This window comes from Faecalibacterium sp. Marseille-P9590 (assembly GCF_017377665.1).
In the GTDB taxonomy this organism is placed as follows: Bacteria; Bacillota; Clostridia; order Oscillospirales; family Ruminococcaceae; genus Faecalibacterium.
Genome location: NZ_JAFREF010000002.1, coordinates 108,228 through 134,709, shown reverse-complemented (window position 1 = coordinate 134,709; position 26,482 = coordinate 108,228). Strand labels below are relative to the sequence as shown.

Genomic DNA, 26,482 nt, shown 5'->3' with positions numbered 1-26,482 from the left:
TCAGTTACTTTCTATCTTGCACTGCACCACATAGCTGCCCAGCGCAAAAATTTTGTCGTTGGCCGGCACATAGAGGCGGCAGGCGATGTTCTGCTGGCCGATGGCGACATAGAAGTCGTCGGCGTCGATCTCAATGACCACCTGTTCCGGATTCAGTGCTTCCAGCGAACCGGCCGGGCCGCAGAGGGTGACGTTCATCAGCCGCTCCGTCTCCACGGTCAGGGTGTAGGTGGAGGGCAGGTTGATGACCTGCACACAGCTGGCGGGCAGGTTCATGGTCTTGGTTTCCAGACGGGAGCTGTCGAAGCTGACCGTGATGCTGGAGATGTTGTCCAGCAGACGGATACCGCTGGGCAGTTCGATGGGCATTTCGTACACCTTATCCAGTGCAAAGGTGGAAAGGTCGATGGTACCCACCGACAGGGTGGACAGACGGTCGATCTGGGACTCCGGGCCGGCCACATTGAGGGTCTTTTTGCTCAGGGAGTAGACCAGCACCGAGGGGTCAAAGTCGCGGGGCGCGTTGATAAAGCTGACTTCCACCGGCAGGGTGGCCAGCTTATACACCTGCAACGTGACCTCGACGCTGTCCGTTTCCAGAGTAGTATACTCAAATTCCACCTCTCTGCCGCTGCGGGTGTAAAAACGCAGGCTGGTGTCAAGAGTGACTGGGCTGGTCAGCTCGCCGTTGTAGGTCACCTCGGCGGTGCAGGTCTCCACCTGGCTCAGCTCAGTGCTGGGTCCGGAGAGAGTCACCGTCTCCTTCGAGATGTCGGTGCCGTAGAGGATATAGCCGTCTGCTATCTTCAGGTAATTCGTCGTCACCTGGATGGGCAGGGTCTTTTCTTCCACCACATCGAACACCACGTCCACGGTGTTGTCGCCGTCGATGGAGACGGACACACCGGTGAGCAGGGTGCTCTGGCTCCGCACCTGAAGGCGCAGGCTCTTTTCGCCGCTGTCGCGGACGCTGGACCAGTCGGGGTAGACGACAAAGTCGTTGGCCGACAGGCTGCCGATGGTGTAGCCGTCGCCGGAAAGTTTCAGGTTGACCGTTTTTTCCTCCGCATTGACGATGCTCAGGCCCCGGGAAGTGTAGGCAGCCGAATCATAGGTAAAGTCCACCGGAACATTATAGATGGTGGTGGTGGTGCCGGGCTGCACGACGATGGTGACAGCCATCCACGCGATGACTGCACCCAGCAAAGAAAGCAGGAGCCGGATGCGGCGGTCGTTCAGCAGATTGCGCTTGGGGGGTACGGCAGGCTTGCCGTTGTTCTGCTCAGTGCTCATTGCTGCTCATCCTCCTCCTTGTTGTTCACCCAGTTCAGCAGGCGCTTGCCCCGGGCCTTCCAGCCCTCGGCAGCGCTCTTCTCGCTGGCGGTCTCCTTGGGTATCATCTCATCCACCAGCCGGGTGTAAAGGGTCTGACGGTCAAAGTGGCGCATGAGTACACCGTTTTTCGCCATCGAGATGATGCCCGTCTCCTCGCTGACCACGATGGCGATGGCGTCGGAGTTCTCGGCGATGCCGAGGCAGGCGCGGTGGCGGGTACCCATGTCCTTGCCCAGGTCCAGGTTGTTGGAAAGGGGCAGCACACAGCCTGCGGCCTTGATGCGGCCATCCTCGATGATGGCTGCACCGTCGTGGAGGGGGGTACCCTCGTAGAAGATGGTACCCAGCACCTCGAGGTTGACTGCGCTGTTCACGGGCGTGCCGGTGCGGACGATCTCAGAAAGGTTGGTGTTCCGTTCCAGCACGATGAGCGCGCCGGTCTTGGTCTCCGAAAAGCGCTCTGCCGCGTCGCAGATGGCGATGATGGCGCTGCGCCACGCGCCCTTGAGGCTGGTGTCGTTGTAGCGGTTTTTATTGAAGAAGCGATAGGCCCACTGGTCGGTCTGGCCCATCCGCTCCAGCGCACGCCGTATCTCGGGCTGGAACAGCACTACCAGCGTCAGCAGACCGACTTGCAGCAGCGAGTTGAGCAGCCAGGTGACGGTGCGCATATTCAGGATGTTCGCCACCAGATAGACCGCCATGACGATGAGCGCGCCCTTGGCCAGCTGGCCGGCGCGGGTGCGGTTGACGAAGCCCAGCAGCTGGTAGATGAGGAACGCGATGATGAGGATGTCCAGCAGGTCTACCAGCTTGAAGGTCTGGAAGTTTGCTACGATAGAGTTCAGAGTCATGGGTCACATTCTCCCGTTCACACTGCTTCGATGAGGGCGACGGCGTGGGCCGCGATGCCCAGCCCCTCGCCGGTAAAGCCCAGATGCTCCTCGGTGGTGGCTTTGACGCTCACGGCGTCCACCGGCATCCCGAAAGCCTCGGCCAGCTTTGCCCGCATGGCCGGGATGTGGGGGGCCAGCTTCGGGCGCTGGCAGAGGATGGTGGCGTCGATGTTCTCGATACGCCAGCCGTGCTCGGTCATGATTTCTGCCACACGGCGGGCCAGCATGAGGCTGTCGGCCCCGGCGTACTCTTCCGCCGTATCGGGGAAGTGCTGGCCGATGTCGCCCAGCGCCGCTGCGCCCAGCACGGCGTCCATGACCGCGTGGGCCAGCACGTCGGCGTCTGAGTGGCCCAGCAGGCCCTTTTCATACGGCACTTCCACGCCGCCCAGGATGAGCTTGCGGCCCTCCACCAGACGGTGGACGTCGTAACCATGACCAATGCGCATTTTCTTTCCTCCGTTCTCGGTCCGGGGCAGGTCCTCCCGGGTGGTTATCTTGATGTTTGCGTAGTCGCCCTGTACCAGCTCCACCGGACGGCCCGTCAGCTCGAACAGGCTGCAGTCGTCGGTGACGAGGCGGGCGCTGGCCTCGTCCAGTTCATCCAGCGCCGCCAGATAGGCGGCCCGGTCGAAGCACTGGGGCGTCTGCACCGCATAAAGGGTGCTGCGGTCGGGGGTGTTCTCCACCATGCAGCCTTCCGGCACAGTCTTGCCGTTTCCGCCCTTCGCCTGCTTGATGGTGTCCTTCACCGGCACAGCCGGGGCGGCGGCACCGCAGCGGGCAGCGGCCGCTATCGTGTCGGCAATAACGCTCTGGCTCACGAAGGGCCGGGCCGCGTCGTGGACGGCCACCAGTCTGCCGTGGGCAGCGGCCACGCCGCTGCGGGCGCTCTCGGCGCGGGTCGAGCCACCCTTCACCAGCCGCACCGGCTTTTTGCAGCGGGCAACGGCCCGCTGGGCATTCTCACTGGACGCGCCGGTCACGATCACCAGCTCGTCCACCTCCGGACACTCGTCAAAGGCCCGGACGCTCCGCTCCAAAACGGTCTCACCGCCCAGATCGAAGCTCAGTTTATCAAATCCCATCCGGGTGGAAGAACCCGCCGCCACCAGGACTGCCGTTACACGATGTTCCAATTTCTTACACCTGCCCCATTTTATTCCTGCCCTGCGCCGCACTGCACAGAGCATATTATTATTCATTGAATATTATAGCGTATCCACCCACAAACTGCAACTGCCCGCGCCCATCAAAAATGCCCCCGTGCAGCACTTTTGGCGCTGTACGGGGGCATAAATTTTCTATGAAATTTCTGCGTTATGCGAGGATGGGCTCGATGGCAGCTGCCAGAGCATCCTTCTGAGCCTGAGCATCGGCCAGGTCCTTGCCCAGAGTGGTGAAGTAGGTCTTGATCTTCGGCTCAGTGCCGGAGGGACGGACGACCACGGTAGCGCCGTTGTCCAGAGAGTAGATAAGGACATTTGCGGCGGGCAGGCCGGTCTCTTCGGGCTTCTTGTAGTCGGTGACCTTGACCACCTTGTGGCCGGCCAGCTCGGTGAGGGGCTCGTCACGCAGCTTCTGCATGATGGAGGCCATTTTCTCCATGCCGGTCAGGCCGGGGAACTCGAAGCTGTCCACCTTGTTCAGGTAGCGGCCATATTCCTTGTAGATCTCTTCCAGACGCTCCTTGATGGAGGAACCGATGCTGCGGTAGTAAGCAGCCATCTCGCAGATGAGCATGGAGCCGATGATGGCATCCTTGTCACGGACATAAGGACCGGCCAGATAGCCGTAGCTCTCCTCGAAGCCGAAGATGAAGCGGTCCACTTCACCGGCAGCTTCCAGATTTGCGATCTGGTCGCCGATCCACTTGAAGCCGGTCAGCACGCTGCGCATCTCAACGCCGTAGTGGGCGGCGATGGCATCGGCCAGCGGGGTGGAGACGATGGACTTGACGGCGACAGGGTCCTTGGGCATGGTACCCTTCTCGATGCGGCCAGCGCAGATGTAATCCAGCAGCAAAGCGCCCATCTCGTTGCCGGAGACCAGCTCATAGCTGCCGTCCGGACACTTCATGGCGATACCCACGCGGTCAGCGTCGGGGTCGGTGGCCAGCATCAGGTCGGCGCCGGTCTTGGTGGCGAGGTCGAGGCCCAGCTTCAGAGCCTCGAAGATCTCAGGGTTGGGGTAGGAGCAGGTGGTGAAGTAGCCGTTGGGGTACTCCTGCTCCGGCACGATGGTGATGTCGGTGATGCCCATGTCGTTCAGAACGTGGGTGACCGGCACCAGACCAGAACCGTTCAGCGGGCTGTAGACCAGCTTCAGGCCGGCGGTCTTGCACAGGCCCGGGCGCACCTGACGTGCCTCAATGGCGGCGTAGAGGGCGTTCTTGCAGTCGTCGCCCACAAAGCGGATGAGGCCCTGCTCGACGCCTTCGGCAAAGGAGATGTACTTTGCGCCGGTCAGGACATCGGTCTTCTGGATCTCGTCATAGACGATGGCGGCGGCGTCATCGGTCATCTGGCAGCCGTCGGGGCCGTAGGCCTTGTAGCCGTTGTACTTGGCGGGGTTATGAGAAGCGGTGACCATGATGCCCGCATTGCACTCATAGTAACGGGTGGCAAAGCTCAGGGCCGGGACAGGCATCAGAGCATCATAAATGCGCACCTTGATGCCGTTTGCGGCCAGAACACCGGCGGCAGTCTTGGCAAAGACGTCGCTCTTCAGGCGGCTGTCATAGCTGATGGCCACGGTCTGATTGCCGCCCTGGGTCTTGACCCAGTTTGCCAGACCCTGGGTAGCCTGACGCACGACGTAGATGTTCATGCGGTTGGTGCCAGCACCCAGCACGCCGCGCAGGCCGGCGGTGCCGAACTTCAGTGCAACGGCAAAGCGGTCCTTGATCTCGTCGTCGTTTCCCTCGATCCTGGCCAGCTCCGGCTTCAGATCTGCGTCCTCCAGATCCGCTGCCAGCCAGCGCTTATACTCGTCCTGATACATATTGCACACCTTACCTTTGTAATTTTTGACCATAATGGACAAATTCATCCAAGTCTACTTATAATATAAGCTTTTATACGCTTTGTGTCAATTCAGGATTATGTACCAAGTTTTCCCCCTCAAAACCAGCAAATGCCACAAATCGCGCAGGCTTTCCGCTCTCCTGCTGCCCATTTGCAGCCGTGCAGGGCCAGTACACCTGCCCTGCGTCGTCCAGTACATCCAGCCAGTGGCCCAGCCCTACTCCATTTTCGCACAGATACCGCATCAGGGACATCAGCCGCCCGAAGTCGCCCACCGGGCAGATGACCTGCTCCGTGACACACTCTTCTCCCTGCTGCCGCCGCACTGCCAATACAACTCCCTCTTCCTCTACGCTTGCGCTGTAGTACAGCGTGTGTGCAATTTGAAAGCCTTCGATACTGGAATAGGGCCTGGTGTAACAGCAGTACTCTTTCGCAACCATAAGATTCTTCCTCCAATCGCAGATAGCCCGCGTTTCGTTGACATCTCACATGCCCTCTAATATAATAGATTCAAACAGAAAATTGTGTCGAACTTGGGCATCTGCGCCCTATCTTTACCATTTCTTAGTCAGTTCTTGGCCAACCATTTCATTTCTTTTGTCTATTATCTCAGAATAAATTTCGAAGCATCGTAAAAACCTATTGTCCCCTTTTATGGATGGTTTCTGCCGCCCCATCGGGCAGAAAGGAGCGCCCATGTACGCAGTCCTCAAGAGCTTCGGTCTCAAGGGCCTCAACGGCTTCCCCGTGGAAGTCGAGGCCGACATCTCGGGCGGGATGCCCGCCATCTCCATCGTCGGCCTGCCGGACTCCGCCGTCCGGGAGAGCGGCGACCGCGTCCACGCAGCCCTGAAAAATCTGGGCTTCAAGTGGCCTGACCGCCGCATCACCATCAACCTCGCTCCCGCCGACGTCCGCAAGACCGGCCCGGTGTATGACCTGCCCCTGCTGCTGGCGGTGCTGACCGCTTCCGGGCAGCTGGAGCCGCCGCCGAAGGACACGGCCTTTCTGGGGGAGCTGGCGCTGGACGGCAGTCTCCGCCCGGTGTCCGGCGTCCTGCCCATGGCGCTGGAGGCTGCCGCCGGCGGTGTGCGGGCGCTCTATGTCCCCGCCGAGAACGCTGCCGAAGCCGCTGAGGCCTGCGGAAGCGAAATGCAGGTCTACCCTGCAGCAACGGCCCGTCAGGTCGTGGACGCACTGCGGGGCATCCAGCCCATTTCTCCCACGGCTCCGGTTCCCTTCGACCCTGCCGATGCGTGGAGCCACATTCCCGATTTCGCTGACGTCTGCGGCCAGCCGCTGGCCCGCCGGGCGATGGTCATCGCGGCTGCGGGCGGACACAACGTCCTGCTCGTCGGTGCGCCCGGCACCGGCAAATCCATGCTGGCCCGCCGCCTGCCCGGCATCCTGCCGCCCCTGACCCGGGAAGAAGCCGTGGAGACGACGAAAATTTATTCCATCGCCGGGCAGATGCCCGCAGGCCGGGGCCTCGTGACGGCACGGCCTTTCCGCAGCCCCCACCACTCGGCCAGTTCGGCTGCGCTGGCGGGCGGCGGGGCGCAGTTCCGCCCCGGCGAGTGCAGTCTGGCCAACTGCGGCGTCCTCTTCCTCGACGAACTGCCCGAGTTCTCCCGCGAGAGCCTCGAAGTGCTGCGCCAGCCCCTCGAGGACGGCTGCATCACGGTCAGCCGAGCCGCCGGAAGCGCCACTTATCCCAGCCGCTTCCAGCTCGTCGCCGCCATGAACCCCTGCAAATGCGGCTACTACGGCCACCCTACCCGGGCCTGCACCTGTTCGCCCAGCGCGGTGCGGCAGTATCGCAGCCGGGTGTCCGGCCCGCTGCTGGACCGCATCGACCTCTGCGTCGAGATGGACCCGGTGGCCTTCGATGAACTGCATGGCGCTGCCCCTTCCGAGAGCAGCGCCGAGCTGCGGAAACAGGTCCTTGCTGCCCGGGCCATCCAGGCCCAGCGGTACGCTGCTCCCGGCTACGAGGATGTGCGCTGCAACGCCCAGCTCACCGCCGGGCAGGTGCGGCGCATCTGCCGGATGACCCCCGCTGCTGAACAGCTCCTGCGGGCCTCCTACGAGACGCTGGGCCTTTCGGCCCGCGCCCACGACCGCATCCTCCGGGTGGCCCGCACCATTGCCGACCTCTCCGGCAAGCGCCTCCTCGACGAGGATTCGCTGCTCGAGGCTCTGCAATACCGTGCGCAGGAAAAGGTCGATCTGACGTTCTGATACAGACAAAAATCCCCCGGCTGGACCGGGGGATTTTTTGCGTTATAAAACTTTTAGAATCTTCTCCACGCATCGGGCAGGAAGAGCACCAGCATCGGGAAAATTTCCAGACGACCGGCCAGCATATCGAAGATGAGCACCAGCTTTGCAAAGTTGGAGTAGGCCCCGAAGTTCATCATGGGACCCACCTGATTGAGGCCGGGGCCGATGTTGTTCAGGGTGGCGGCGACGGAGGTGAAGTTCGTCACCATGTCAAAGCCGTCCAGACTGACAAGCATGAAACTCGCCGCAAAGATGAAGATGTAGGCCGCCAGAAAGACGTTGGTGGTGCGGATGGTCTCATGATTGACCAGCTTGCCGTCCATCCGGACAGGGGCCACCACCTGCGGGTGGAGGGCCTGCTTCAGCTCCTTGCCCAGCGTCTTGCCCAGCAGGAGGAAGCGGCTGACTTTGATGCCGCCGCCAGTGCTGCCCGCGCAGGCGCCCACGAACATCAACAGCACCAGCACCTCTTTTGCCAGCGTGGGCCAGAGGTCGAAATCACAGCTGGAAAAGCCGGTGGTGGTAATGATGGAGCCGACCTGGAAGGCCGCATGGCGCAGCGCCTCGCCGAAGGTGCCGTAGAGGCTGCGGATGTTCACCGTGATGACGGCCACCGCCGCCAGAATGATGGCGAAATAGGCGCGGACTTCCTCGCTGGACGCTGCGCGGCGGAACCGGCGCAGCAGCAGCAGGAAATACGCGTTGAAGTTGACGCCGAAGAGGATCATAAAGATGGTCACGACCCACTGGATGTAGGGCGAGAAGCTGGCAAAGCTGTCGTTCTTGAAGCCGAAGCCGCCAGTACCCGCCGTGCCAAAGGCCGTGAGCAGAGAGTTGAACACATTCATTCCGCCCGCCAGCAGGAAGCAGAACTCCACCACCGTGAGCGCGAAATAGATGCCGTACAGGATCTTGGCCGTAGACTGCACCTTCGGCACCAGCTTGTCCACCTGCGGGCCGGGGCTTTCCGCCTTCATCAGGTTGACGTGGGAGCCGCCGGTCAGGGGCAGCAGGGAGAGCAGGAACACCAGAACGCCCATGCCGCCGATCCAATGGGTGAAGCTGCGCCAGAACAGGATGCCGTTGGGCAGGCCCTCCACACCGGGCAGGATGCTGGCACCGGTGGTGGTGAAGCCCGAAACGGTCTCAAACATGGCGTCCACGGGATTCGGGATGCAGCCGGTGAGGACGAACGGCACTGCACCCATGATACTGATGGTGATCCAGCTCAGGGCGGTGGCCGCAAAGCCCTCCCGCATATAGAACACCTTGCTGCGGGGCTTGATGGTCCGCAGGGCAAAGCCCAGCGCCGCACTGATGGCCGCCGTCAGCAGGAACACGCCCATGACGGCCCACTCGGCGTAGATGAGGCTCGTCACCGCCGGGAGCAGCAGCAGTGTACCCTCTATCATCAGGATGTAGCCCAGCAGACGAAAGACGATCGCATAATTCATACGTCCTGTCCCCCGTTACTCTTCCACGATGTCCCGCAGGTCATGCAGGCCGTGTTCCAGCGTGACGACGATGACGTTGTCGCCCACCTGGATCTGGTCGCCGCCGCGGGGGATGAGGATATGGTCGCCGCGGGTGATGCAGCAGAGCAGCAGATTCTTTTTCAGATGCAGCTGGCTCAGCGGCACGCCGGTAGCCCGGCTCTCCTCATGGACAGTGAATTCCAGCGCTTCCACGCGGTCGTCGAGGATGCGGTAAAGGGTCTTGATGTTGTTGCCGGCCTCGTTCTGCAGGGCGCGGACGTACTGCACGATGTAGTCGCAGGTCATGTACTTGGGGTAGACGGTGCTGCCCAAATCGAGCCCGGCCAGAATATCGTCGAACTCGAGGCGGTTGATCTTCGTGACCAGCTTTCCCCTGGAGTGCTTTTTCGCAAACAGGGTCAGCAGCACGTTTTCTTCGTCGATGTTGGTCAGAGCCACGAAGGCTTCGGTGGATTCCAGACCTTCCGAGAGCAGGAAGTCGCGGTTGGAGCCGTCCTCGTTCAGTATCTGTGCCTCAGGCAGGGACTCGGCCAGAACATTGCAGCGGGCCGGGTCCCGCTCGACGATGCGGACGCGGACGTGATTTTCCAGCAGCTCCTGGCTCAGGTAATAGGCGATGGCGCCGCCGCCCACGATGAGGGCGTTGCGCACCGGCCGCACCGGCATATTGATACGCTGGAAAAACTCGTGGGCCTTCTCCTGCGTGGCGAGGAAGGTGACCTGGTCGCCGTTCTGCAGCACAAAGTTACCGTTGGGGATGATGACCCCACCGTTACGCTCCACCGCGCAGACCAGAATGTCGCTCTTGAGGCGGGTGGGGATCTCATGGATGGCCACGCCGTCCAGCCCCTGCTGCTCGGTCAGCGCAAACTTGATGAGCCGCACACGTCCGCCCGCGAAGGTATCGATCTTGCTTGCGCCCGGGAACCGCAGCAGGTGGGAAATTTCCTTTGCCGCTGCCATTTCGGGGTTGATGATGGCCGAGATGCCGATCTGCTTCTTGATAAAGTCCAGCTCATGGCTGTAAGACGGGTTGCGCACGCGGGCGATGGCGTGGCAGTGGCCCGCCTTTTTGGCGAACATGCAGCACAGCAGGTTCAGCTCGTCCGAGCCGGTGACTGCGATGAACACGTCCGCTTCCTCCACGCCTGCCTCGGACAGGGTGGTGATGGACGAGCCGTTGCCGAGAATGCTCATCACATCGTAGGACTCCCCGATATGCTCCACACGGGCCTTGTTCGTATCGATAACGGTCACGTTGTGACCCTCTTCACTGAGCTGCCGCGCCAGCGCTGTGCCGACTTTGCCGCCGCCCACCAAAACGATCTTCATAGAATAACCCTTTCTCTTCTCCTGCGCCGTCTGGGCGCTATTGAGTAGATTATACCACATCTCGGGCAAAACATCTACAAAATCAGCCCTTCTGTCGGCTTTATCCAACCACAAAGCGCAGTTTTGGTGGAAAAACGGCCCCGGAACACACAGATCCCGGGGCCGTTCTCAGCGATTCAGGTATTTCAGTACCGCTCCACGCCGTCCTTGGTGACGAGGGCGTAGACCAGCGGGGCTTCCTCGGGCTTTTCGGGGCCGTAGACGAGGCCGCTGCGGTACTCGGCGGCGGCAGCGTCGAACTTATCCGCCGCGCCGTAGAAGGTGGCGAGGCTCTCGCCCTTGTGGACGTAGTCGCCGCGCTTCTTGTGGAGGGTGATGCCGGCGGCGAAGTCCAGCGGGTCGCCCTTCTTCTGACGGCCTGCGCCCAGCAGAACGCTGGCAGAGCCGATCTTCTCGGCGTCGTTGGCGACGATGTAGCCGTCCTCTTCGGCCAGCAGCTCATAGCTGGCGGCGGGCTTCTCGAAGAGGCTGTAGTCGTCCAGAACGCGGGTATCGCCGCCCTGAGCTGCGAACATCTCCTTGCACTTTGCAAAGGCAGAGCCGTCTGCGATAACTGCTTCGGCCATGGCGCGGCACTCGGCGGGAGACCCCTTATCGGCCAGCACCAGCATATTCGCAGCCAGCTGCAGGCACACCTCGGTCAGGTCGGCGGGGCCGTGGCCCTTGAGCACGTCCATACTCTCCATGACCTCGAGGCTGTTGCCAATGTTGTGGCCCAGCGGGGTGTCCATATCAGTGATCATAGCAGCGACGCGGCGGCCATGATGGGTGCCGATGGAGACCATCAGCTTGGCCAGCTCGATGCTCTGCTCCACGGTTTTCATGAAAGCACCGGTGCCGGTGGTGACATCCAGCAGGATAGCGTCCGAGCCAGAGGCCAGCTTCTTGGACATGATGCTGGACGCGATGAGGGGGATGCAGCTGACGGTTGCGGTGACGTCGCGGAGGGCGTACATCTTCTTATCTGCCACGGCGATGCCCTCGCTCTGGCCGATGACCGACAGGCCGATCTTGTTCACCTGTGCAAAGAACTCGTCCTGCGAGAGGGCGGTCTTTGTGCCGGGGACGCTCTCCATCTTGTCGATGGTGCCGCCGGTGTGGCCGAGGCCGCGGCCGCTCATCTTGGCGATTTTGACGCCGCAGGCCGCCACGATGGGCGCGATGACCAGCGTGGTCTTGTCGCCCACGCCGCCGGTGGAGTGCTTGTCCACCTTGATGCCCGGGATGGGCGAAAGGTCCACCATGACGCCGCTGTGGGCCATGACATCGGTCAGCTCAGCAGTCTCCTCGTCGGTCATGCCGCGCAGGTAGACAGCCATCATCCAGGCCGCCATCTGGTAATCAGCCACCTCTCCGCTGACGAAGCCGTTGACGATGGCTTCCAACTCCTCGCGGCTGTGGGTGCCGCCGTCCCGCTTCTTGGCGATCAAATCGTAAATGCGCATAAGGTCACGCTCCTAAATAATATTCTCCGCCGACAGCCCGGGCCGCGCTGCCCCGCCTCCGGCAATCGTATGACATTGTAATTCAAGTATAGCAAATTTCCCCGCAAAAGCAAGCGTTGTTTTGTGGAATCTGTTGAAAAAGAAGCAAAAAAGGGCGCAGCCGCCCGGAAAAGCAGCTGCGCCCGGAAAATACGCTCGAATCAGCGAGAACCCTTGTCGTAGGGGATACCCTCGGCCTTGGGGGCCATGCTGTTCTTGGAGGTGAAGGCCAGAATGACCATGGATGCCACGAAGGGCATCATGTTGTAGATGTTGCTGGACCAGTGGAGCTGTGCGAGGAAGGTGGAGTCGGCGATGTTGGCCAGACTCTTGAACACGGCAAAGAACATGGCTGCGCCGCAGATGTTGAAGGGCTTCCACTGACCGAAGATCATAACGGCCATGGCAAGGAAGCCTGCACCGGCCACGCCGACCTCGAAGTTCCAGGTCTGGACGGGAGGCACGATATAGGCCAGACCGCCGATAGCACCCAGAGCGCCCGAGATGACGACACCGGCATAACGCATCTTGTAGACGTTGATGCCCACAGAGTCCGCAGCCTGAGGATGCTCGCCGCAGGCGCGCAGACGCAGGCCGAAGCGGGTCTTGTACAGCACGATGTAGCTGATGATGAGCAGTGCGATGCCCAGCGGGACAAAGATGCTCAGCTCCAGGCCGCCGATGCTGAACAGGAAAGGCTTGTTGGAGTAGTTCAGCTTGGCGCTGCCGCTGTCGCTGAAGTTCTTGGAGATGACCACAGCCACCGCCGTCGCCAGCAGGTTCAGGGCCGTGCCGCCGATGGTCTGGTCCGCTTTCAGGTTGATGGACGCGAAGGCCAGCAGCAGGCTGTAGACCATGCCGGCGATAGCCGCCGCCAGCACCGCGATGATCACGGTGGCGAAAGCCGGCAGGCTCTCGGGCAGCATGGTGAGGGTGAGGACACCCGCCACACCGCCGATGACCATGATGCCTTCCAGTGCGATGTTGATGATGCCGGAGTGCTCACTGAACATACCGCCCAGAGCGACCAGCATCAGCACGATGCCATACAGCAGAGTATACTTGATGAGAAGCAGCATATCACTTGCCCTCCTTCTTGGTTTCGGTCTTAGCAGGGGCAGGCTCTGCATTCACGTTGGTCTTGTCCGCATTCTTGAACAGCATGGAGTGGATCTTGCCACGGAACAGCATGGAGAATGCGCACAGGTAGATGATGATACCGCTGATCAGGTCGGAGATCTCGGTGGGGTAATACTTGGTGGACAGGAAAGAGCCGCCGACCGAGATGTGGGAGATGAAGATAGCGGAGAAGATGGTGCCGATGGGGTTGGAGCTTGCCAGCAGGGCCACAGAGATGCCGTTGAAGCCCATGGCCGGCAGGCTGGTGGAGTTCAGCGGGTTCCACTGAGAGACGTTGGACAGGTAGTAGAGGCCGGCACCGAAGCCTGCCAGAGCGCCTGCAATGGCCATGGAGAGGATGATGTTCTTCTTCTCGTTGATGCCGGCGTAGCGGGCGGCGCTCTTGTTCAGGCCGACGGCCTTCAGCTCATAGCCAAAGGTGGTCTTGTTCAGGATGACCCAGATCAGAATGGCGACTGCCGCAGCGAGGAAGATCGCAATGGTGGTGCTGTTGGTCTGGAACATCTTGTTCAGGCCGAAGTCCGGGATGATGGACTGGGCGTACTCAGCGTTCTTGCTCAGGTTCCGGGTACGGGTGTTGCGCACGTCGTACATGGGGCCGGTGCCGTTCTGGTAGATAAGCTCATTGACCAGATACAAACCGATCCAGTTGAACATAATAGAGGTGATGACCTCGTTGATGTTGAAGTAAGCCTTAAAGAAGCCGGGGATAGCGCCCCAGATGCCGCCGAGGATGGTGGCGACGATCAGGCAGACATACCAGGGCATCTTGAGCATGATGGCACAGTAGAGTGCGCCGTAAGCGCCCAGCGTGTACTGACCGGCAGCACCGATGTTGAACAGGCCGGTCTTGAAGGCGAAGGCCACGGACAGACCGGTCATAATGAGGGGTGCTGCGTTGGCCAGCTCCTTGCCGACGCCGTAGGGGGCGTCATGGAAGCCGCCCTTAACGATGCGGACAAAGCCGTCGCCCCATGCGTGTGCCGGGTTGATGGCCAGCAGCACGAGGAAGCCCACAGCCATGCCGATGACGATGCACAGCAGCGCGGCCAGCACACTGGTGATGGAGCTGTTGAGGTTGCTGTGGGAAAGTTTTTTCTTGTTCATTTATTTGCTCTCCTTTCCCTGCTTGCGTGCGCCGGCCATGTAGAGGCCCAGCTCCTGCACAGTGGTGGTCTTGGGGTCGAACTCGCCCACGATCTCGCCCTCGTACATGACGAGGATGCGGTCGGACAGGTTCATGACCTCATCCAGCTCGAGGCTGACCAGCAGGACAGCTTTGCCCTTGTCGCGCTCGGCGACGATCTGGCGGTGGATGTATTCGATAGCGCCGACATCCAGGCCGCGGGTGGGCTGAACAGCCACCAGCAGCTTGGGGTCTTTGTCGATCTCACGGGCGATGATTGCCTTCTGCTGGTTGCCGCCGGACATGCTACGCACGATGGTGGAGCTGCCCTGACCGCTGCGGACGTCGTACTGAGCGATCAGCTTATCGGAGTACTCGCGGACTTTATCGGACTGGATGAAGCCGCCCTTCTGGAACTCGGGCTGCCAGTAGCGCTGGAGCACCATGTTGTTCTCGAGGCTGTAATCCAGCACCAGACCGTGCTTGTGGCGGTCTTCGGGGATGTGGCTCATGCCGTCCTTCGAGCGCTGGCGGATGCTCTCGCGGGTGATGTCCTTGCCGTCCAGCGTGATCTTGCCGCCCGACAGTTTTTCGAGACCGGTGAGTCCATAGACGAGCTCGGTCTGGCCGTTGCCCTCGATGCCCGCCAGACAGACGATCTCGCCTGCGTGGACCTGGAAGGTGACGTCCTTGACGGAGTCCTTCTTGCGCTGGTCGTTGTGGATGGTGACACCCTCCACGTCCAGCACGACATCGCCCGGGTGAGCGGGCTTTTTATCGACCTGAAGCTGGACGTCACGGCCGACCATCATGCGGGAAAGCTCTTCCTTGGTGGTGTCCTTGATGTCCACGGTACCCATATACTTGCCCTTGCGCAGGACGGTGCAGCGGTCGGCGACCGCCATGATCTCGTTGAGCTTGTGGGTAATAAAGAGGATGGACTTGCCCTCCTTCTTGAACCCGCGCATGATCTCCATCAGCTCGTCGATCTCCTGCGGGGTCAGCACAGCGGTGGGTTCGTCGAAGATGAGGATCTCATTGTCGCGGTAGAGCATCTTCAAAATCTCCACGCGCTGCTGCATACCCACCGAAATATCACTGATGAGCGCATCGGGGTCAACACGCAGACCGTACTTCTCGCTCAGCGCCACGACCTTCTTGCGGGCCTCGGCTTTCTGCAAAAAGCCCAGCTTGTTGGGCTCCACACCCAGAATGATGTTGTCCAGCACGCTGAAGCACTCCACCAGCTTGAAGTGCTGGTGGACCATGCCGATGCCCAGTGCATTTGCATCGTTGGGGTTGCGGATGGCGACCTCCTTGCCGTTTTTGAGGATCTTACCCTCCTCCGGCTGATACAGGCCGAACAGCACGCTCATCAGGGTGCTTTTGCCTGCGCCGTTCTCGCCCAACAGGGCATGGACCTCACCTTTGCGCAGCTGCAGGGTAATGTCGTCGTTTGCCTTGATGCCCGGGAACTCCTTGGTGATATGGAGCATCTCGATCACAAAATCCTCTGCCAATCTGCTCACTCTCCTTTCGTGTCCAAACGACACTTATACTATTGTAATGCCCATTATACCGTATTTTTGCTGTTTTGCACACTTCTTTTTGAAAATTTAGTGTTTTGCTGTATCACAAGTATTACTTTTGTACATTTCGACGAACATCCCTTCCTCGTCTTGAAAAAGCATACAAAAAAGGCGGGACGCCCTTTGCAAAGCGTCCCGCCCGGGAAGTTTCTGATTACTGGATGTAGTTGACGGTGGTGAACTCGCTGACGGTGGGCTTGGTGCTATCGTCAGAGCTGTTGTCCACAGTGATCTCGCCGCTCTTGATCTTCTCCTTCAGAGCCTCGTACTCGTCGGTGGTGAAGGTCTCGAAGTTCCAGCTGTCAGCATCGGTGGGCAGACCGACGTAGTCGCCGTCCTCCAGACCGAAGTTGCCGTTGGAAGCAGCGATGTCGCCCCAATCGCCTGCATCGATGTCGGACAGAGCGGTGTTGACAGCCTCGGTCAGGCCCTTCATAGCGGAGGTGATGAAGGGGTTGTAAGCGAAGGAGCCGTCTGCCACGCCGTTGACACCGATGTAGTTCTGGTCAACGTCAACGCCGACGACATAGCCGTTGCTCTTCAGAGCAGCCTCAACAGCAGAGGTGTAGATGCCGCCGCAGGCGAAGACGACCTGCGTGCCGTTGGAGTACCAGCCCTCCATACGGGAGGTGATGTTTGCATCGCCGTAGAACTGGCCGCCGTAGAAGTAGTTGATGTCGATGTTGGTGCCCAGCTCCTGAGCAGCAGCGTCAGCGCCCTGCACATAGCCGTAGCCGTAACGGATGACAGCGGGGACAGCCATGCCGCCGAGGAAGCCCAGCTTGGTCTTGCCGTCCTTAACGACAGCGTAGCCAGCCATATAACCTGCCTGCTCCTCCTTGAAGGTGATGCAGTAGCAGTTTGCGGGGATGGCGTCGGTGCCGATGTCGCCCTGGGTGACATCGATAGCGATGAACTTGACATCGGGGTACTGGTCAGCAGCCCATGCCAGAGAAGCGCCGTACAGGTAGCCGACGCAGACGATGACGTCAGCGCCGTCGTTGACAGCCTGACGGATCATGGTCTCGCGGTCCTCATCGGAAGCGTCAGCCTCGGGGATGTAGTACTGGCAGTCATCGCCCATGTAGCCGGAAACAGCGGTCCAGCAGGCCTGGTTGAAGCTCTCATCGTCGATGGTGCCGGTGTCGCAGGTCAGAGCGACCTTCACGATCTTCTCGCCGCCCTCAGAGGTGGAAGCGGCTGCGCTGGTGGAGGCAGCTGCAGAGGAAGCAGTGGAAGAAGAAGAAGAACCGCCGCAGGCAGTCAGAGCAGCAGCAGCAGCAGCGGCGCCAGCCACTGCCAGGAAGTTACGACGAGAAATCATCATAATGAAAACTCTCCTTTTATTTTAATATAATCGCGTTTTGTTGACGAAATGTGCGCACTTGCACATTTACTGGCTCAAGTATAGCGGGAAGAAGGGACAGATGCAAGCCTTTTCCGATTACAAAACATTTACAAATATTTTATCAAAATTGTATAAAAACCATACTTATCCCGGAAAATCCGCTCCACCCGGCATTTTTCGCGCAGCTGTGTTCAATCTTCCACGGCCTTGTTGCCTGCCACATTGGAGGGACCGAAGCCGAAGGGCAGCAGCTCGTCCATGCTGCGCTCGATGAAATCGTCCGGGCTTTTTGCCATGATGACATTCAGCTCCGGGCCGCCGAATTCGAACAGCGCCTGACGGCAGACGCCGCAGGGCGAGGTGATCTGCTTGTTGACTTCGCCCCGGCGCGCACCCACCACGGCGATGTCGGTGAACCTGGTCACGCCCTCGGCCACAGCCTTGAACAGGGCCGTCCGCTCGGCGCAGCTGGTGGGGGTAAAGGCGGCGTTCTCCACATTGCAGCCGGTGAAGATGCGGCCATCCTCGGCGCGCAGGGCAGCGCCCACCATAAAGTCGCTGTAAGGCGCGTAAGCCCTCTCCCTGGCCGCAAGGGCCATCCGGATGAGCTCCTGCTTTTCTTCCAGAGTCAGTTTTGTCATGGTCGGTTCTCCTTTTTGCAATTTGTAGATATGGCGTTCTTCGTCCTGTGGGACGAAGCTGTTTTTGTTGATCCAAGTATAAATCATTCTTTTCAGAAGTGCAAGCAAAGCCGCCGCCTCTGCGTCGAAAAAGAGAGCCGCTGCAACCACAGCGGCCCTCTTTGATCCAAAAAACTCTTAGTACTCCGCGCCCAGTGCGACCTTCATCATATCGGTGAAGCTCTTCTGGCGCTGCTCTGCGGTGGTGATCTCCGGGGAGACAAAGCTGTCGGAGATGGTCAGCAGGCAGGCAGCGTTCTTGCCCAGCACCTCGGCGTTGGCGAACAGAGCAAAGCTCTCCATCTCCACGCAGAGGCAGCCGCGCTCGTCGCGCAGCAGCTCCCAGTAGGTGGGCTTTGCGTCGGAAGGCTGACGGTAGAAAACGTCGGAGGAGTGGATGTTGCCCTCGATGAGCTTGATGCCCTGCTTCTTGGCGGAGGCGCGCAGCTTATCATTCAGAGTCTCGCTGGGGAAGGTGATGTCGTGGTCGTTGCCGCTCTGGACGCGGGCATAGTTGGACTCACTGACCGCACCGGTAGCCAGCACGGTGTCGAACAGCTTGGCGTCGGCAGTGTAGCTGCCGGCGGAGCCGATGCGGATGATGTTGTCCACATCGTAGAACTTGAACAGCTCATAGGAATAGATGCCGATGGAGGGCATACCCATGCCGCTGCCCATCACGCTGATGGGGCGGCCCTCATAGGTGCCGGTAAAGCCCAGCATCCCGCGGACATCCGTCACCTGACAGACATCCTTCAGGAAGGTGTCAGCAATGAACTTTGCGCGCAGGGGGTCGCCCGGCATCAGGACAGTCTTTGCGAAATCGCCCTTTTCGGCGCTGATGTGAGGAGTAGCCATAATAATTATCTCCTTTTTATGAATTTTATCTAGGCAGCGGAGCCCGCCGCCTTGCGTTACCCAAAAGCTTTTTTCATTCCGCTGAATGTCAGCCGACATGCCAAAGCCTCCCCTTTTTAGGGGAGGTGGCGCGCCGCAGGCGTGACGGAGAGGTTTATTTCTTCCCCGGGAATACGTTCTGTGGGGGAATGTACGAACCATTGAGACGTATCTCGAAGTGGCAGTGGTTGCCGGTGGAACGGCCCGTGCTGCCCAGATAGCCGATGAGCTGGCCCTGCCGGACGGTCTGGCCCGCACTGACGGTCAGGGACAGGCAGTGCGCATACACAGAGCTGTATCCACCGCCGTGGTTGATGATGACCGAGTAGCCATAGCCCGTACCTGCACCGGCCTTGTTGTAACCCGCCTTGGTGACGGTGCCGCCTGCGGAGGCGTAGATGGGCGTACCGGCCGGGGCGCAGATGTCCACGCCCTTGTGGCGTCCGCCGTACCAGCGTGAGCAGTAGCGGTAGTTCGGCACAGGCCAGATGAACTGGCCGCTGCCGGTGATGTACTTGGTGCTGGAAGTCACCTTCTTGGTGCCTTCGACCACCTTCTTGTTCACCGGCTCCTTGATGACCTCGGTGGAAAGCACGCTCTGGTCCACAAGGATATTTTTGGTGTCGTAGACGTTCTGGAGGGTCACACGGCGCAGACCGTTCTCGCCCTCCTGAAGCACCTTGGTGGTTCCCTTCGTATATTCGTTGGATTTTGTCGTCTCCGTGGAAAATGCGATTTCTTCCTCACGGGTCTCGATGCGGGTGATGCGCACCTCAAGGCCAGCCTCTTCTTTGGTGATGACGAGGTGGTCGCCCTCAAGGATGCTGGACGTCTCGCTCAGCGGCTCACCCTTGAACGCCGGGTTGAGGGCGCACAGCTCACGGAAGGTCAGGTCATTGTTATGTGCGATGGACCAGAGGGTGTCGCCCGCCTTGACGGTGTAGACCTTCTGGGCCTGCTTCACGCCCACCAGCTCCTGTCGGACGGTCTCAAAATCCTGCAAGCCTTCCTTGAAGTAGAGGCCGTCTTCCAGCGTGACCTGCTTGTTGAAGCCCACGCTCACATTGGGGTCGTCCTCTTCTTCCTCGTAGGGGTCGAGCATGGCGGCGAGGTAATCCCGCAGCGCGTTGCCGTCGCTGCACACCGCCGTCAACTCGCCGTCCAGATAAAGAGCCGTGCCTTCGCTGATCTGGTCGCCGGCGCTCTGGATGATGGCGTTTGCCATCTCGTTTTCGTCCATCATGTGGTGGGCGATGGCGAGGGTGTAGCTCGGCTCGATGGTCCACTCGGTCTTGTCGGTGCCGGCGTAGCTGATACGCTCCATCACGTCCTCGCGGGCCGTGTTGAAGACGTCCTCATTCGCCACATAGCCCACCGTTTCGCCGTTGACCTGGACGGCCAGCGCATAAGGCTGGTGGATGACATATTGGAACACTGCTGCGCCCAGCGCCAGTGCGCAGATGGGCAGGGCATACATCGCCATGCGGGGCAGCAGACTGAGGTTGCGGCGAACGCCGTTTTTGAAGTAGTGGACGCTGGCCTCAAATGCTGCCCCGAAGCCCTGCTCCCTGCGGATGCGGTGGGCATGGATGAGAAGGGACACGATGCCCTTTGCAAACAGCACGATGGGGCCAAACAGGTCTTTGGCCACCTGTGCTGCGCCGGGGAACGCCGTCTCCGCCAGAGCCTTTGCAAAGCGGCGGATGCCTCCAGCAACCCAGAGAGCGGCGTACTTGACGGCACGCCCCACCCGCACGGCAGCATACTCCGCGCCAAAGCCCAGTGCATAGAGCACTGCGCCAACGCGCAATACCAGCTTCGACGAGCGCAGCTTCCGGGAGGCATTGTCCAGCCGATGTCTGCGGCGGCGATACCGCCGGTGGCGGCGCAGCAGATGGACGCACTGGAGCTGCGCCCAAAGCGAGCGCAGCTTTGTGCGGAAGCCGGTGTGCCGCGGCGCACCGGCTGGCTCGTCCTGCCGCGTTTCAGTTGTTTTATCTTCCAGCAAAAAGGATGCTCCTTCCTGTATTTTCAGGAGATTCTGATTTGTCTCTTTTCTCTGTTATCGACATGCTGCCGCATCAGGACAGCTTTTTTGACAAGAATAACTCTATTTATTATACACCCTGCCAGCGCCGAAACAAGCATTGACACAAAATTTGGGCTTAGCTTTCACTTACTTTTCACGAAATACACAAATTTAGACAAAAAGCTTTGTCATATCCTCCGGCAGCGGGCTTTCCACTGTCACCGGCCTCAGGGTCGTCTCGTCCACCGGTACTTCGATGCCGATGCCGTCCGGCATCCGCTCGCAGCGCGGCACCCAGAACGTCTGTTTTGCGCAGTGGAGCGCCTGCCGCCCGATGCGCGCCCGGCTCCCGCCGTAGAGGTCATCTCCGGCCAGCGGGTGGCCGATGGATGCAAAATGTACCCGTATCTGGTGGGTCCGGCCCGTCACCGGGACGCAGGCCGCGAGGCTCAGGCCGTTTTGGGCTTTCAATATGGTATATTCCGTCCGGCTGGGTTTGCCATCGGGGGTGACGCACCGCCCGATGATACTCTCCCCCTGCCGCCCGATGGGGGCGTCGATGACGCCCGGCCCGAGGGGAAGTTCTCCTTCTGCAACGGCGTAGTAGAGCTTTTCCACCCGCTGAGCCAGCAGCGGGGCGGCGTAGCCATTCTGGGCCGCCAGCACGAGGCCGCTGGTGTCCTTGTCGATGCGGTTCACCGGGCGGAAGACGGGGCTTCTACCCTGACGCAGCGCCCAGGCGGCATAGCCGTTCGCCAGCGTATCCAGCGGGTAATTCAGGGTTGGATGCACTGCGAGATGGGGCGGCTTTTCCACCACGAGGGCAAAAGCGTCCTCGTAGACCACATCCACCGGGATGTCGTTCTGCGGCACAACGCTCTCCCCCTCCGGCGGCAGTTCAAAGGAGATGACCTGCCCGGCCTCCACCCGGCGGTTGGCCAGGATGGGGGCACCGTCGGCAAAAAAGCCGTTGCCCCGGAATTTCACGGCCCGGGACAGGTCGGTGGAGACACTGCACTTGCGCAGAAAACCACGCAGCAGCATCCCATCCGCCTCGGGCGGGACTTTGAAATAAAGCTTCATCTTCCCACCTCCAGCGCGGGCAACATATAAGATAAGTATAGCAAAATTCTCTTTCTCTTGCAAATCTTGTTTTTTTATGGTATCATGAGGAGCGGAAAACGAGTGGAACATACGGCGGCGGGGCGGCTTTGACCGCTCTGAGGAAAGTCCGGGCCTCACAGAGCACGGTAACTGCTAACGGCAGCCGAGGGTGACCTCAGGGAAAGTGCAACAGAAAGGAAACCGCCGCAGCAATGCGGTAAGGATGAAAGGGCGAGGTAAGAGCTCACCAGCGCATGGGTGACTATGCGGCTTTGTAAACCCTACCGGAAGCAACGCCTATATGGGACGTACAGCGCTGCTCGCGTGTCCCGAAGGCGGCACGAACCTGTCAGCAATGGCAGGTCTAGACAGATCGTCGTTTAATACAGAACCCGGCTTACGGTCTATCTCGTTTTCCATCTTTTGTTTTCAGCGCTGTCTGCGGTGTGCAGGCAGCGTTTTTTGTTTCTTTAACCACACTGTCACTTTTCGTTTGGGCCGGTTTGTGGTATACTGAACAAAACCCCGCAGAGCACGTCTCCGCCGGGACCTTAATTCAATAGACAGGATGTGAAATCCTCCGATGAAAGATGGTTTTTTGAAAGCAGCTGCCCTCTCGCCCTCACTGCGGGTGGCCGACTGCAACTATAACGCTTCCCAAATCGTATCTCAGTTACAGGACGCTGCCGCCCGCGGCGTCAGGCTGGCGGTGTTCCCCGAGTTCTGCCTCACCGGCTACACCTGCGGCGATCTGTTCTTGCAGCGCACGTTGCAGCAGGGCGCGCTGGACGCCCTGCAGACCGTGCTGGACGCCAGCCGGGAGCTGGATGTCGTGGTCCTCGTGGGCCTGCCGCTGCTGGTGCGTGGCAAGCTGTACAACTGCGCCGCCGTCCTCTGCGGCGGGCGTCTGCTGGGCCTTGTCCCCAAGACCTACCTGCCCAACTACGGCGAGTTCTACGAAAAGCGCCAGTTCACCCCGGGCAGCACTGAGGTAGAGACGGTAACAGTCTGCGGGCAGGAGGTGCCTTTCGGTACGTCCCTGCTCTTCCGCTGCCGCCAGATGCCCAGCTTCGTTCTGGGCGTGGAGATCTGCGAAGACCTGTGGAGCGCTCTGCCCCCCTCCACCTTCCACACGCTGGCCGGTGCCACCGTCATTGCGAACCTTTCGGCCAGCGATGAGACGGTCGGCAAGGCCGAGTACCGCCGGGCGCTGGTGTCGAACCAGTCCGCCCGCCTGCTCTGCGGCTACCTGTACGCTTCTGCCGGCCACGGCGAGAGCACCCAGGACATGGTCTTCGCCGGCCACGACCTCATCGCCGAGAACGGCGCCCTCCTCGCCGAGACGTCTCCCTTCGAGGGCGGCTGGGCTGAGACGGAGCTGGACTGCCAGCGGATGGAGTCGGAGCGGGCGCGCAACACCAGCTTCGAGCCCAGCTCTGAGGGGTATCTGACCGTCGATTTCGACCTTGCCCTCACCGAGACAAAGCTCTCCCGCTGGGTAGACCCCACGCCTTTCATCCCCCACGACGAGCGCCGCCGGGCCGAGCGCTGTGAGTTGATCTTGAAAATGCAGGCCGACGGCCTCGCCAAGCGCCTCGAGCATGCCCACGCCAAGACGGCGGTCATCGGCATCTCGGGCGGTCTGGACAGCTGCCTCGCTCTGCTGGTGGCCGTCCGCGCCATGAAACAGCTGGGCCGCTCCACCAGCGATGTGCTGGCCGTGACCATGCCCTGCTTCGGCACCACCCACCGCACCCGCAGCAATGCAGAGATCTTATGCGACGAGCTGGCCGTCAGCTTTACCGAGATCGACATCGCCAACACCGTCCACAGCCACTTCAAGGACATCGGCCAGGACGAGAGAGTGCTGGACGTCACCTTCGAGAACGGACAGGCTCGTGTACGCACCCTCGAGCTGATGGACACTGCCAACCGCACCGGCGGCCTCGTTGTCGGCACCGGCGACCTCTCCGAGCTGGCGCTGGGCTGGGCCACCTACAACGGCGACCACATGAGCATGTACGGCGTCAACGCCGGTGTCCCCAAGACGCTGGTGCGTCACCTCGTCCAGTATGAGGCCGACATTGCCGCCTCCGCCGAGCTGCGCCGGGTGCTGCTGGACATCCTCGACACCCCCGTCTCCCCGGAGCTGCTGCCCGCCAAGGACGGCGAGATCTCTCAGAAGACGGAAGACCTCGTGGGTCCCTATGAGCTGCACGACTTCTACCTTTATTATGTTCTCCGCTTCGGCTTCGGCCCGTCGAAGATATTCCGGCTGGCGAAAGCGGCCTTCGCAGGCCGGGCCGAGTACCCGGACGAAGTGCTCTACAAGTGGCTGCGCAACTTCTACTGGCGGTTCTTCGCCCAGCAGTTCAAACGCAGCTGCCTGCCCGACGGTCCCAAGGTGGGCAGCGTCACCCTCTCGCCCCGGGGCGACTGGCGGATGCCCAGCGACGCAGCCGCCGCGCTCTGGCTGGCCGAGCTGGAACAGATCCCGCTCAAAGGATAATTTTTTATGAAACAACACAAAAAACTGCTGATAAATCTGGTCTTTGCCGCCGTCATTCTGGCTGCAGCCGCCGTGCTGCTGCTGGTGCGGAAAGCAAACCAGACCGGTGCGCCTCTCTGCGCAGAGCTCATCTACGGCGACAGTAACACCAGGCTGACCTTTCCCCTCGAAAAAGACGCCGATTACGATGTGGACACCGGCTATCTCACCGTCCACATCAAGATCCAGGACGGCGCGGCCCGCTTTGTAGATTCGCCCTGCCCTGACCACATCTGCGAGTCCTTCGGCTGGCTCAGCGAGGAAGACCAGACGGCCACCTGCCTGCCCGCCCGGGCTGTGCTGAGCATCATCCCCACCACATGATGGCATACACATCCAAAGGAGTGAACGCCTATGTTTGACGAAAACAAGCATACCCATCCCCAGAATAACGACGAAGGCCCCCGGCACATCCACCGGGGCATCAAGCGCAGCGAGCCCGACGAAGTGGAGGTAGACAGCGCCGATTTCTTCTCGCCGGAGCCTCCCCGCCCCAAAGCACCGCCGAAACCGGCACCGACGCCTCCGTCTGAGCCGCCGAAACCTCCGGTGCCGCCCCGCAGACAGTGGGAGCCGCTGCACCCCAGCGAGCCCGCCCCCGCTGACGACAAACTTCCGAAAGGAGGAATGGTCTTGCTGGTACTGCAGGCCATCCTGAGCCTTGCCGCGCTGGTGCAGCTCTGGCGCACCCAGATGCTGCCGGTGCTCTACCTCGTTATCATCACTGCGCTTCTGGTGCTGCTCTGGCTGCTGGTGCGCAAGTGCCTCGCCTCCCGCAGCGGTGCCGTCGTGGCCCGGGTGCTGTCCGTCCTGCTCTGCGCCGCGCTGGCCGTGGGCTGTGTCTGGGCGCAGCAGGGTCTGACCGCACTGGACAGCATGACTTCCGGCCTGCTCACCGGCGCAGAGGCGAATAAGATCACGAAAGAGCCGTTCGTCGTCTACCTCAGCGGTGTAGACAACCGCGGCGAGCTGACCGAAAAAGCCCGCAGCGACGTGAACATCCTCGCTGTGGTCAACCCCACCACCAAGCAGGCGGCCCTCATCAACACCCCGCGCGACTACTATGTTGACCTCGCAGGCACCGACAGCAAGGACAAGCTGACCCACGCCGGCCTCTACGGCGTCGAGACCAGCATGGCCACGCTGGGCAACCTTTACGGCGTGAATGTGGAGCACTACCTCCGCATCAACTTTGCGGGCTTCATCAACATCATCGACGCCATCGGCGGCGTGGACGTCTACTCCGACCAGGCCTTCACCTCGGTGGGCAGCCCCGGCTACTACGACCCCACCACCTTCGCCGAGGGCTGGAACCATCTGGACGGCAAGTCCGCTCTGGCTTTTGCCCGTGAGCGCCACGCCTTCAAGACCGGCGACATCCAGCGCGGCATCAACCAGATGAAAGTCATCGACGCGATGGTCAACAAGCTCAAGTCTCCCGCCCTGCTCATGGGCTTCTCCAAGCTGATGGACGCCGCCGCCGACTGCTTCGTCACCAGCCTCTCGCAGGAACAGATCTCTGCGCTGGTCCGGATGCAGCTGGGCGACCTTGCCAACTGGGACATCCAGAGCTACACCGTCACCGGCTCGGGCGCGAAGAGCACCAAGTGCTACTCCGCCAAGGGCCAGAGCCTCTACGTCATGAAGCCGGATGAGAACTCGGTCAACGAAGCCAAGGCCCTCATCGCAGCGGTTCTGGGCGGCGAGGACAAGCTCACCAGCACCAGCCAGACCCCCGAGAAGACCGATGTCTTCACGCCGACCGCCGACCCCAACGCCGGTGCATCCATCCCGGAGGAATCTCCCGACAGCGTTATCGCAGAAGAGCCCGCCGAGAGCGAAGTCCCGGCGGAAGAGGCCCCCGCTGACAGCCAGCCCACCGAGGGTGACGCCTCCGGTGAGCCCAGCGCTTCCACCGAGGTTCCTGCAGACGGCAGCGAAGAAGCCCCGGCAGACTCCACCGAGTCGCCGTCCTTCAGTATGCCGACTCAGGAGCAGGTGGAGCAGGCGGCTTCCTCCCTGCATCAGGCCGCTTCCACCGTGCTGGACGCCCTGTTCGGCTCCGGCAGCGGCGACGCTTCCAGCGCTGAAAATGATGCAGCGTAA

General features: G+C 60.8%; 20 protein-coding genes and 1 other RNA gene. 5 read left to right on the top strand and 16 right to left on the bottom strand.

Annotated features, from left to right (window positions below; translation table 11 throughout):
* The 5 genes from J3349_RS03310 to J3349_RS03290 all read right to left on the bottom strand — a co-directional run bounded on the left by J3349_RS03310 (position 1) and on the right by J3349_RS03290 (position 5,700).
* Positions 1–1,293 (bottom strand): CdaR family protein, encoded by a 1,293-nt coding sequence (locus tag J3349_RS03310; protein ID WP_158396551.1) that lies wholly within the window; start codon positions 1,291–1,293, stop codon positions 1–3.
* Complete coding sequence (cdaA, locus tag J3349_RS03305) at positions 1,290–2,189, bottom strand: diadenylate cyclase CdaA (RefSeq protein WP_149794140.1); 900 nt, start codon at positions 2,187–2,189, stop codon at positions 1,290–1,292. Before cdaA ends, J3349_RS03310 begins: the two co-directional genes overlap by 4 nt.
* A 17-nt stretch (positions 2,190–2,206) precedes the next feature.
* Positions 2,207–3,370, bottom strand: coding sequence for a 2-C-methyl-D-erythritol 2,4-cyclodiphosphate synthase (gene ispF / locus J3349_RS03300; protein WP_207676429.1), 1,164 nt, complete (start codon positions 3,368–3,370; stop codon positions 2,207–2,209).
* Positions 3,371–3,551: 181 nt separating this feature from the next.
* Complete coding sequence (locus J3349_RS03295; protein ID WP_207676635.1) at positions 3,552–5,234, bottom strand: phospho-sugar mutase; 1,683 nt, start codon at positions 5,232–5,234, stop codon at positions 3,552–3,554.
* A 73-nt stretch (positions 5,235–5,307) separates the two neighbouring features.
* Entirely contained in the window at positions 5,308–5,700 is a 393-nt protein-coding gene (locus tag J3349_RS03290) for a hypothetical protein (RefSeq protein WP_158396547.1), read from the bottom strand.
* Between the two features lie 256 nt (positions 5,701–5,956).
* Here J3349_RS03290 and J3349_RS03285 point away from each other — a divergent pair, with 256 nt between their 5' ends.
* The gene (locus J3349_RS03285) at positions 5,957–7,501 is read left to right on the top strand and encodes a YifB family Mg chelatase-like AAA ATPase (RefSeq protein WP_207676634.1); all 1,545 of its coding nucleotides are present in this window, start codon (positions 5,957–5,959) and stop codon (positions 7,499–7,501) included.
* 53 nt (positions 7,502–7,554) lie between these two features.
* Here the strand turns inward: J3349_RS03285 and J3349_RS03280 are convergent, their stop codons facing one another.
* From J3349_RS03280 to J3349_RS03230, 11 genes are all read right to left on the bottom strand, one after another.
* Positions 7,555–8,997, bottom strand: coding sequence for a TrkH family potassium uptake protein (locus tag J3349_RS03280; protein WP_207676428.1), 1,443 nt, complete (start codon positions 8,995–8,997; stop codon positions 7,555–7,557).
* 15 nt (positions 8,998–9,012) lie between these two features.
* Positions 9,013–10,371, bottom strand: coding sequence for a Trk system potassium transporter TrkA (gene trkA, locus J3349_RS03275; RefSeq protein WP_242699488.1), 1,359 nt, complete (start codon positions 10,369–10,371; stop codon positions 9,013–9,015).
* 185 nt (positions 10,372–10,556) lie between these two features.
* Positions 10,557–11,876, bottom strand: a complete 1,320-nt coding sequence (locus tag J3349_RS03270; RefSeq protein WP_207676426.1) for a thymidine phosphorylase — start codon at positions 11,874–11,876, stop codon at positions 10,557–10,559.
* 200 nt (positions 11,877–12,076) lie between these two features.
* Complete coding sequence (locus J3349_RS03265) at positions 12,077–12,994, bottom strand: ABC transporter permease (protein ID WP_207676425.1); 918 nt, start codon at positions 12,992–12,994, stop codon at positions 12,077–12,079.
* Position 12,995: 1 nt separating this feature from the next.
* Positions 12,996–14,162 (bottom strand): ABC transporter permease, encoded by a 1,167-nt coding sequence (locus J3349_RS03260; protein WP_207676424.1) that lies wholly within the window; start codon positions 14,160–14,162, stop codon positions 12,996–12,998.
* A complete protein-coding gene (locus J3349_RS03255; protein WP_158402426.1) occupies positions 14,163–15,677 on the bottom strand; it encodes an ABC transporter ATP-binding protein in 1,515 nt (504 codons plus the stop codon).
* 247 nt (positions 15,678–15,924) lie between these two features.
* On the bottom strand, positions 15,925–17,097 hold the full coding sequence (locus J3349_RS03250; protein WP_207676423.1) for a BMP family ABC transporter substrate-binding protein: 1,173 nt from the start codon (positions 17,095–17,097) through the stop codon (positions 15,925–15,927).
* Between the two features lie 212 nt (positions 17,098–17,309).
* Positions 17,310–17,759 carry a cytidine deaminase gene (locus tag J3349_RS03245; RefSeq protein ID WP_158397338.1) on the bottom strand — a complete coding sequence of 150 codons (450 nt, stop codon included), beginning with the start codon at positions 17,757–17,759 and terminating at the stop codon, positions 17,310–17,312.
* A gap of 177 nt (positions 17,760–17,936) precedes the next feature.
* On the bottom strand, positions 17,937–18,656 hold the full coding sequence (deoD, locus tag J3349_RS03240) for a purine-nucleoside phosphorylase (protein WP_207676422.1): 720 nt from the start codon (positions 18,654–18,656) through the stop codon (positions 17,937–17,939).
* Between the two features lie 154 nt (positions 18,657–18,810).
* Positions 18,811–20,703 carry a M23 family metallopeptidase gene (locus tag J3349_RS03235; protein ID WP_242699487.1) on the bottom strand — a complete coding sequence of 631 codons (1,893 nt, stop codon included), beginning with the start codon at positions 20,701–20,703 and terminating at the stop codon, positions 18,811–18,813.
* Between the two features lie 192 nt (positions 20,704–20,895).
* A complete protein-coding gene (locus tag J3349_RS03230) occupies positions 20,896–21,807 on the bottom strand; it encodes an RluA family pseudouridine synthase (RefSeq protein ID WP_207676421.1) in 912 nt (303 codons plus the stop codon).
* Between the two features lie 99 nt (positions 21,808–21,906).
* Between J3349_RS03230 and rnpB the strand changes: the two genes are divergently transcribed.
* From rnpB to J3349_RS03210, 4 genes are all read left to right on the top strand, one after another.
* An RNA gene (gene rnpB, locus J3349_RS03225) (RNase P RNA component class A) lies at positions 21,907–22,244 on the top strand.
* Positions 22,245–22,411: 167 nt separating this feature from the next.
* Positions 22,412–24,337, top strand: a complete 1,926-nt coding sequence (locus J3349_RS03220; protein ID WP_207676420.1) for an NAD(+) synthase — start codon at positions 22,412–22,414, stop codon at positions 24,335–24,337.
* 6 nt (positions 24,338–24,343) lie between these two features.
* Positions 24,344–24,700: a NusG domain II-containing protein gene (locus J3349_RS03215; protein ID WP_158402251.1), complete on the top strand. Its 357-nt coding sequence runs from the start codon at positions 24,344–24,346 to the stop codon at positions 24,698–24,700.
* 30 nt (positions 24,701–24,730) lie between these two features.
* Entirely contained in the window at positions 24,731–26,482 is a 1,752-nt protein-coding gene (locus J3349_RS03210) for an LCP family protein (RefSeq protein ID WP_207676419.1), read from the top strand.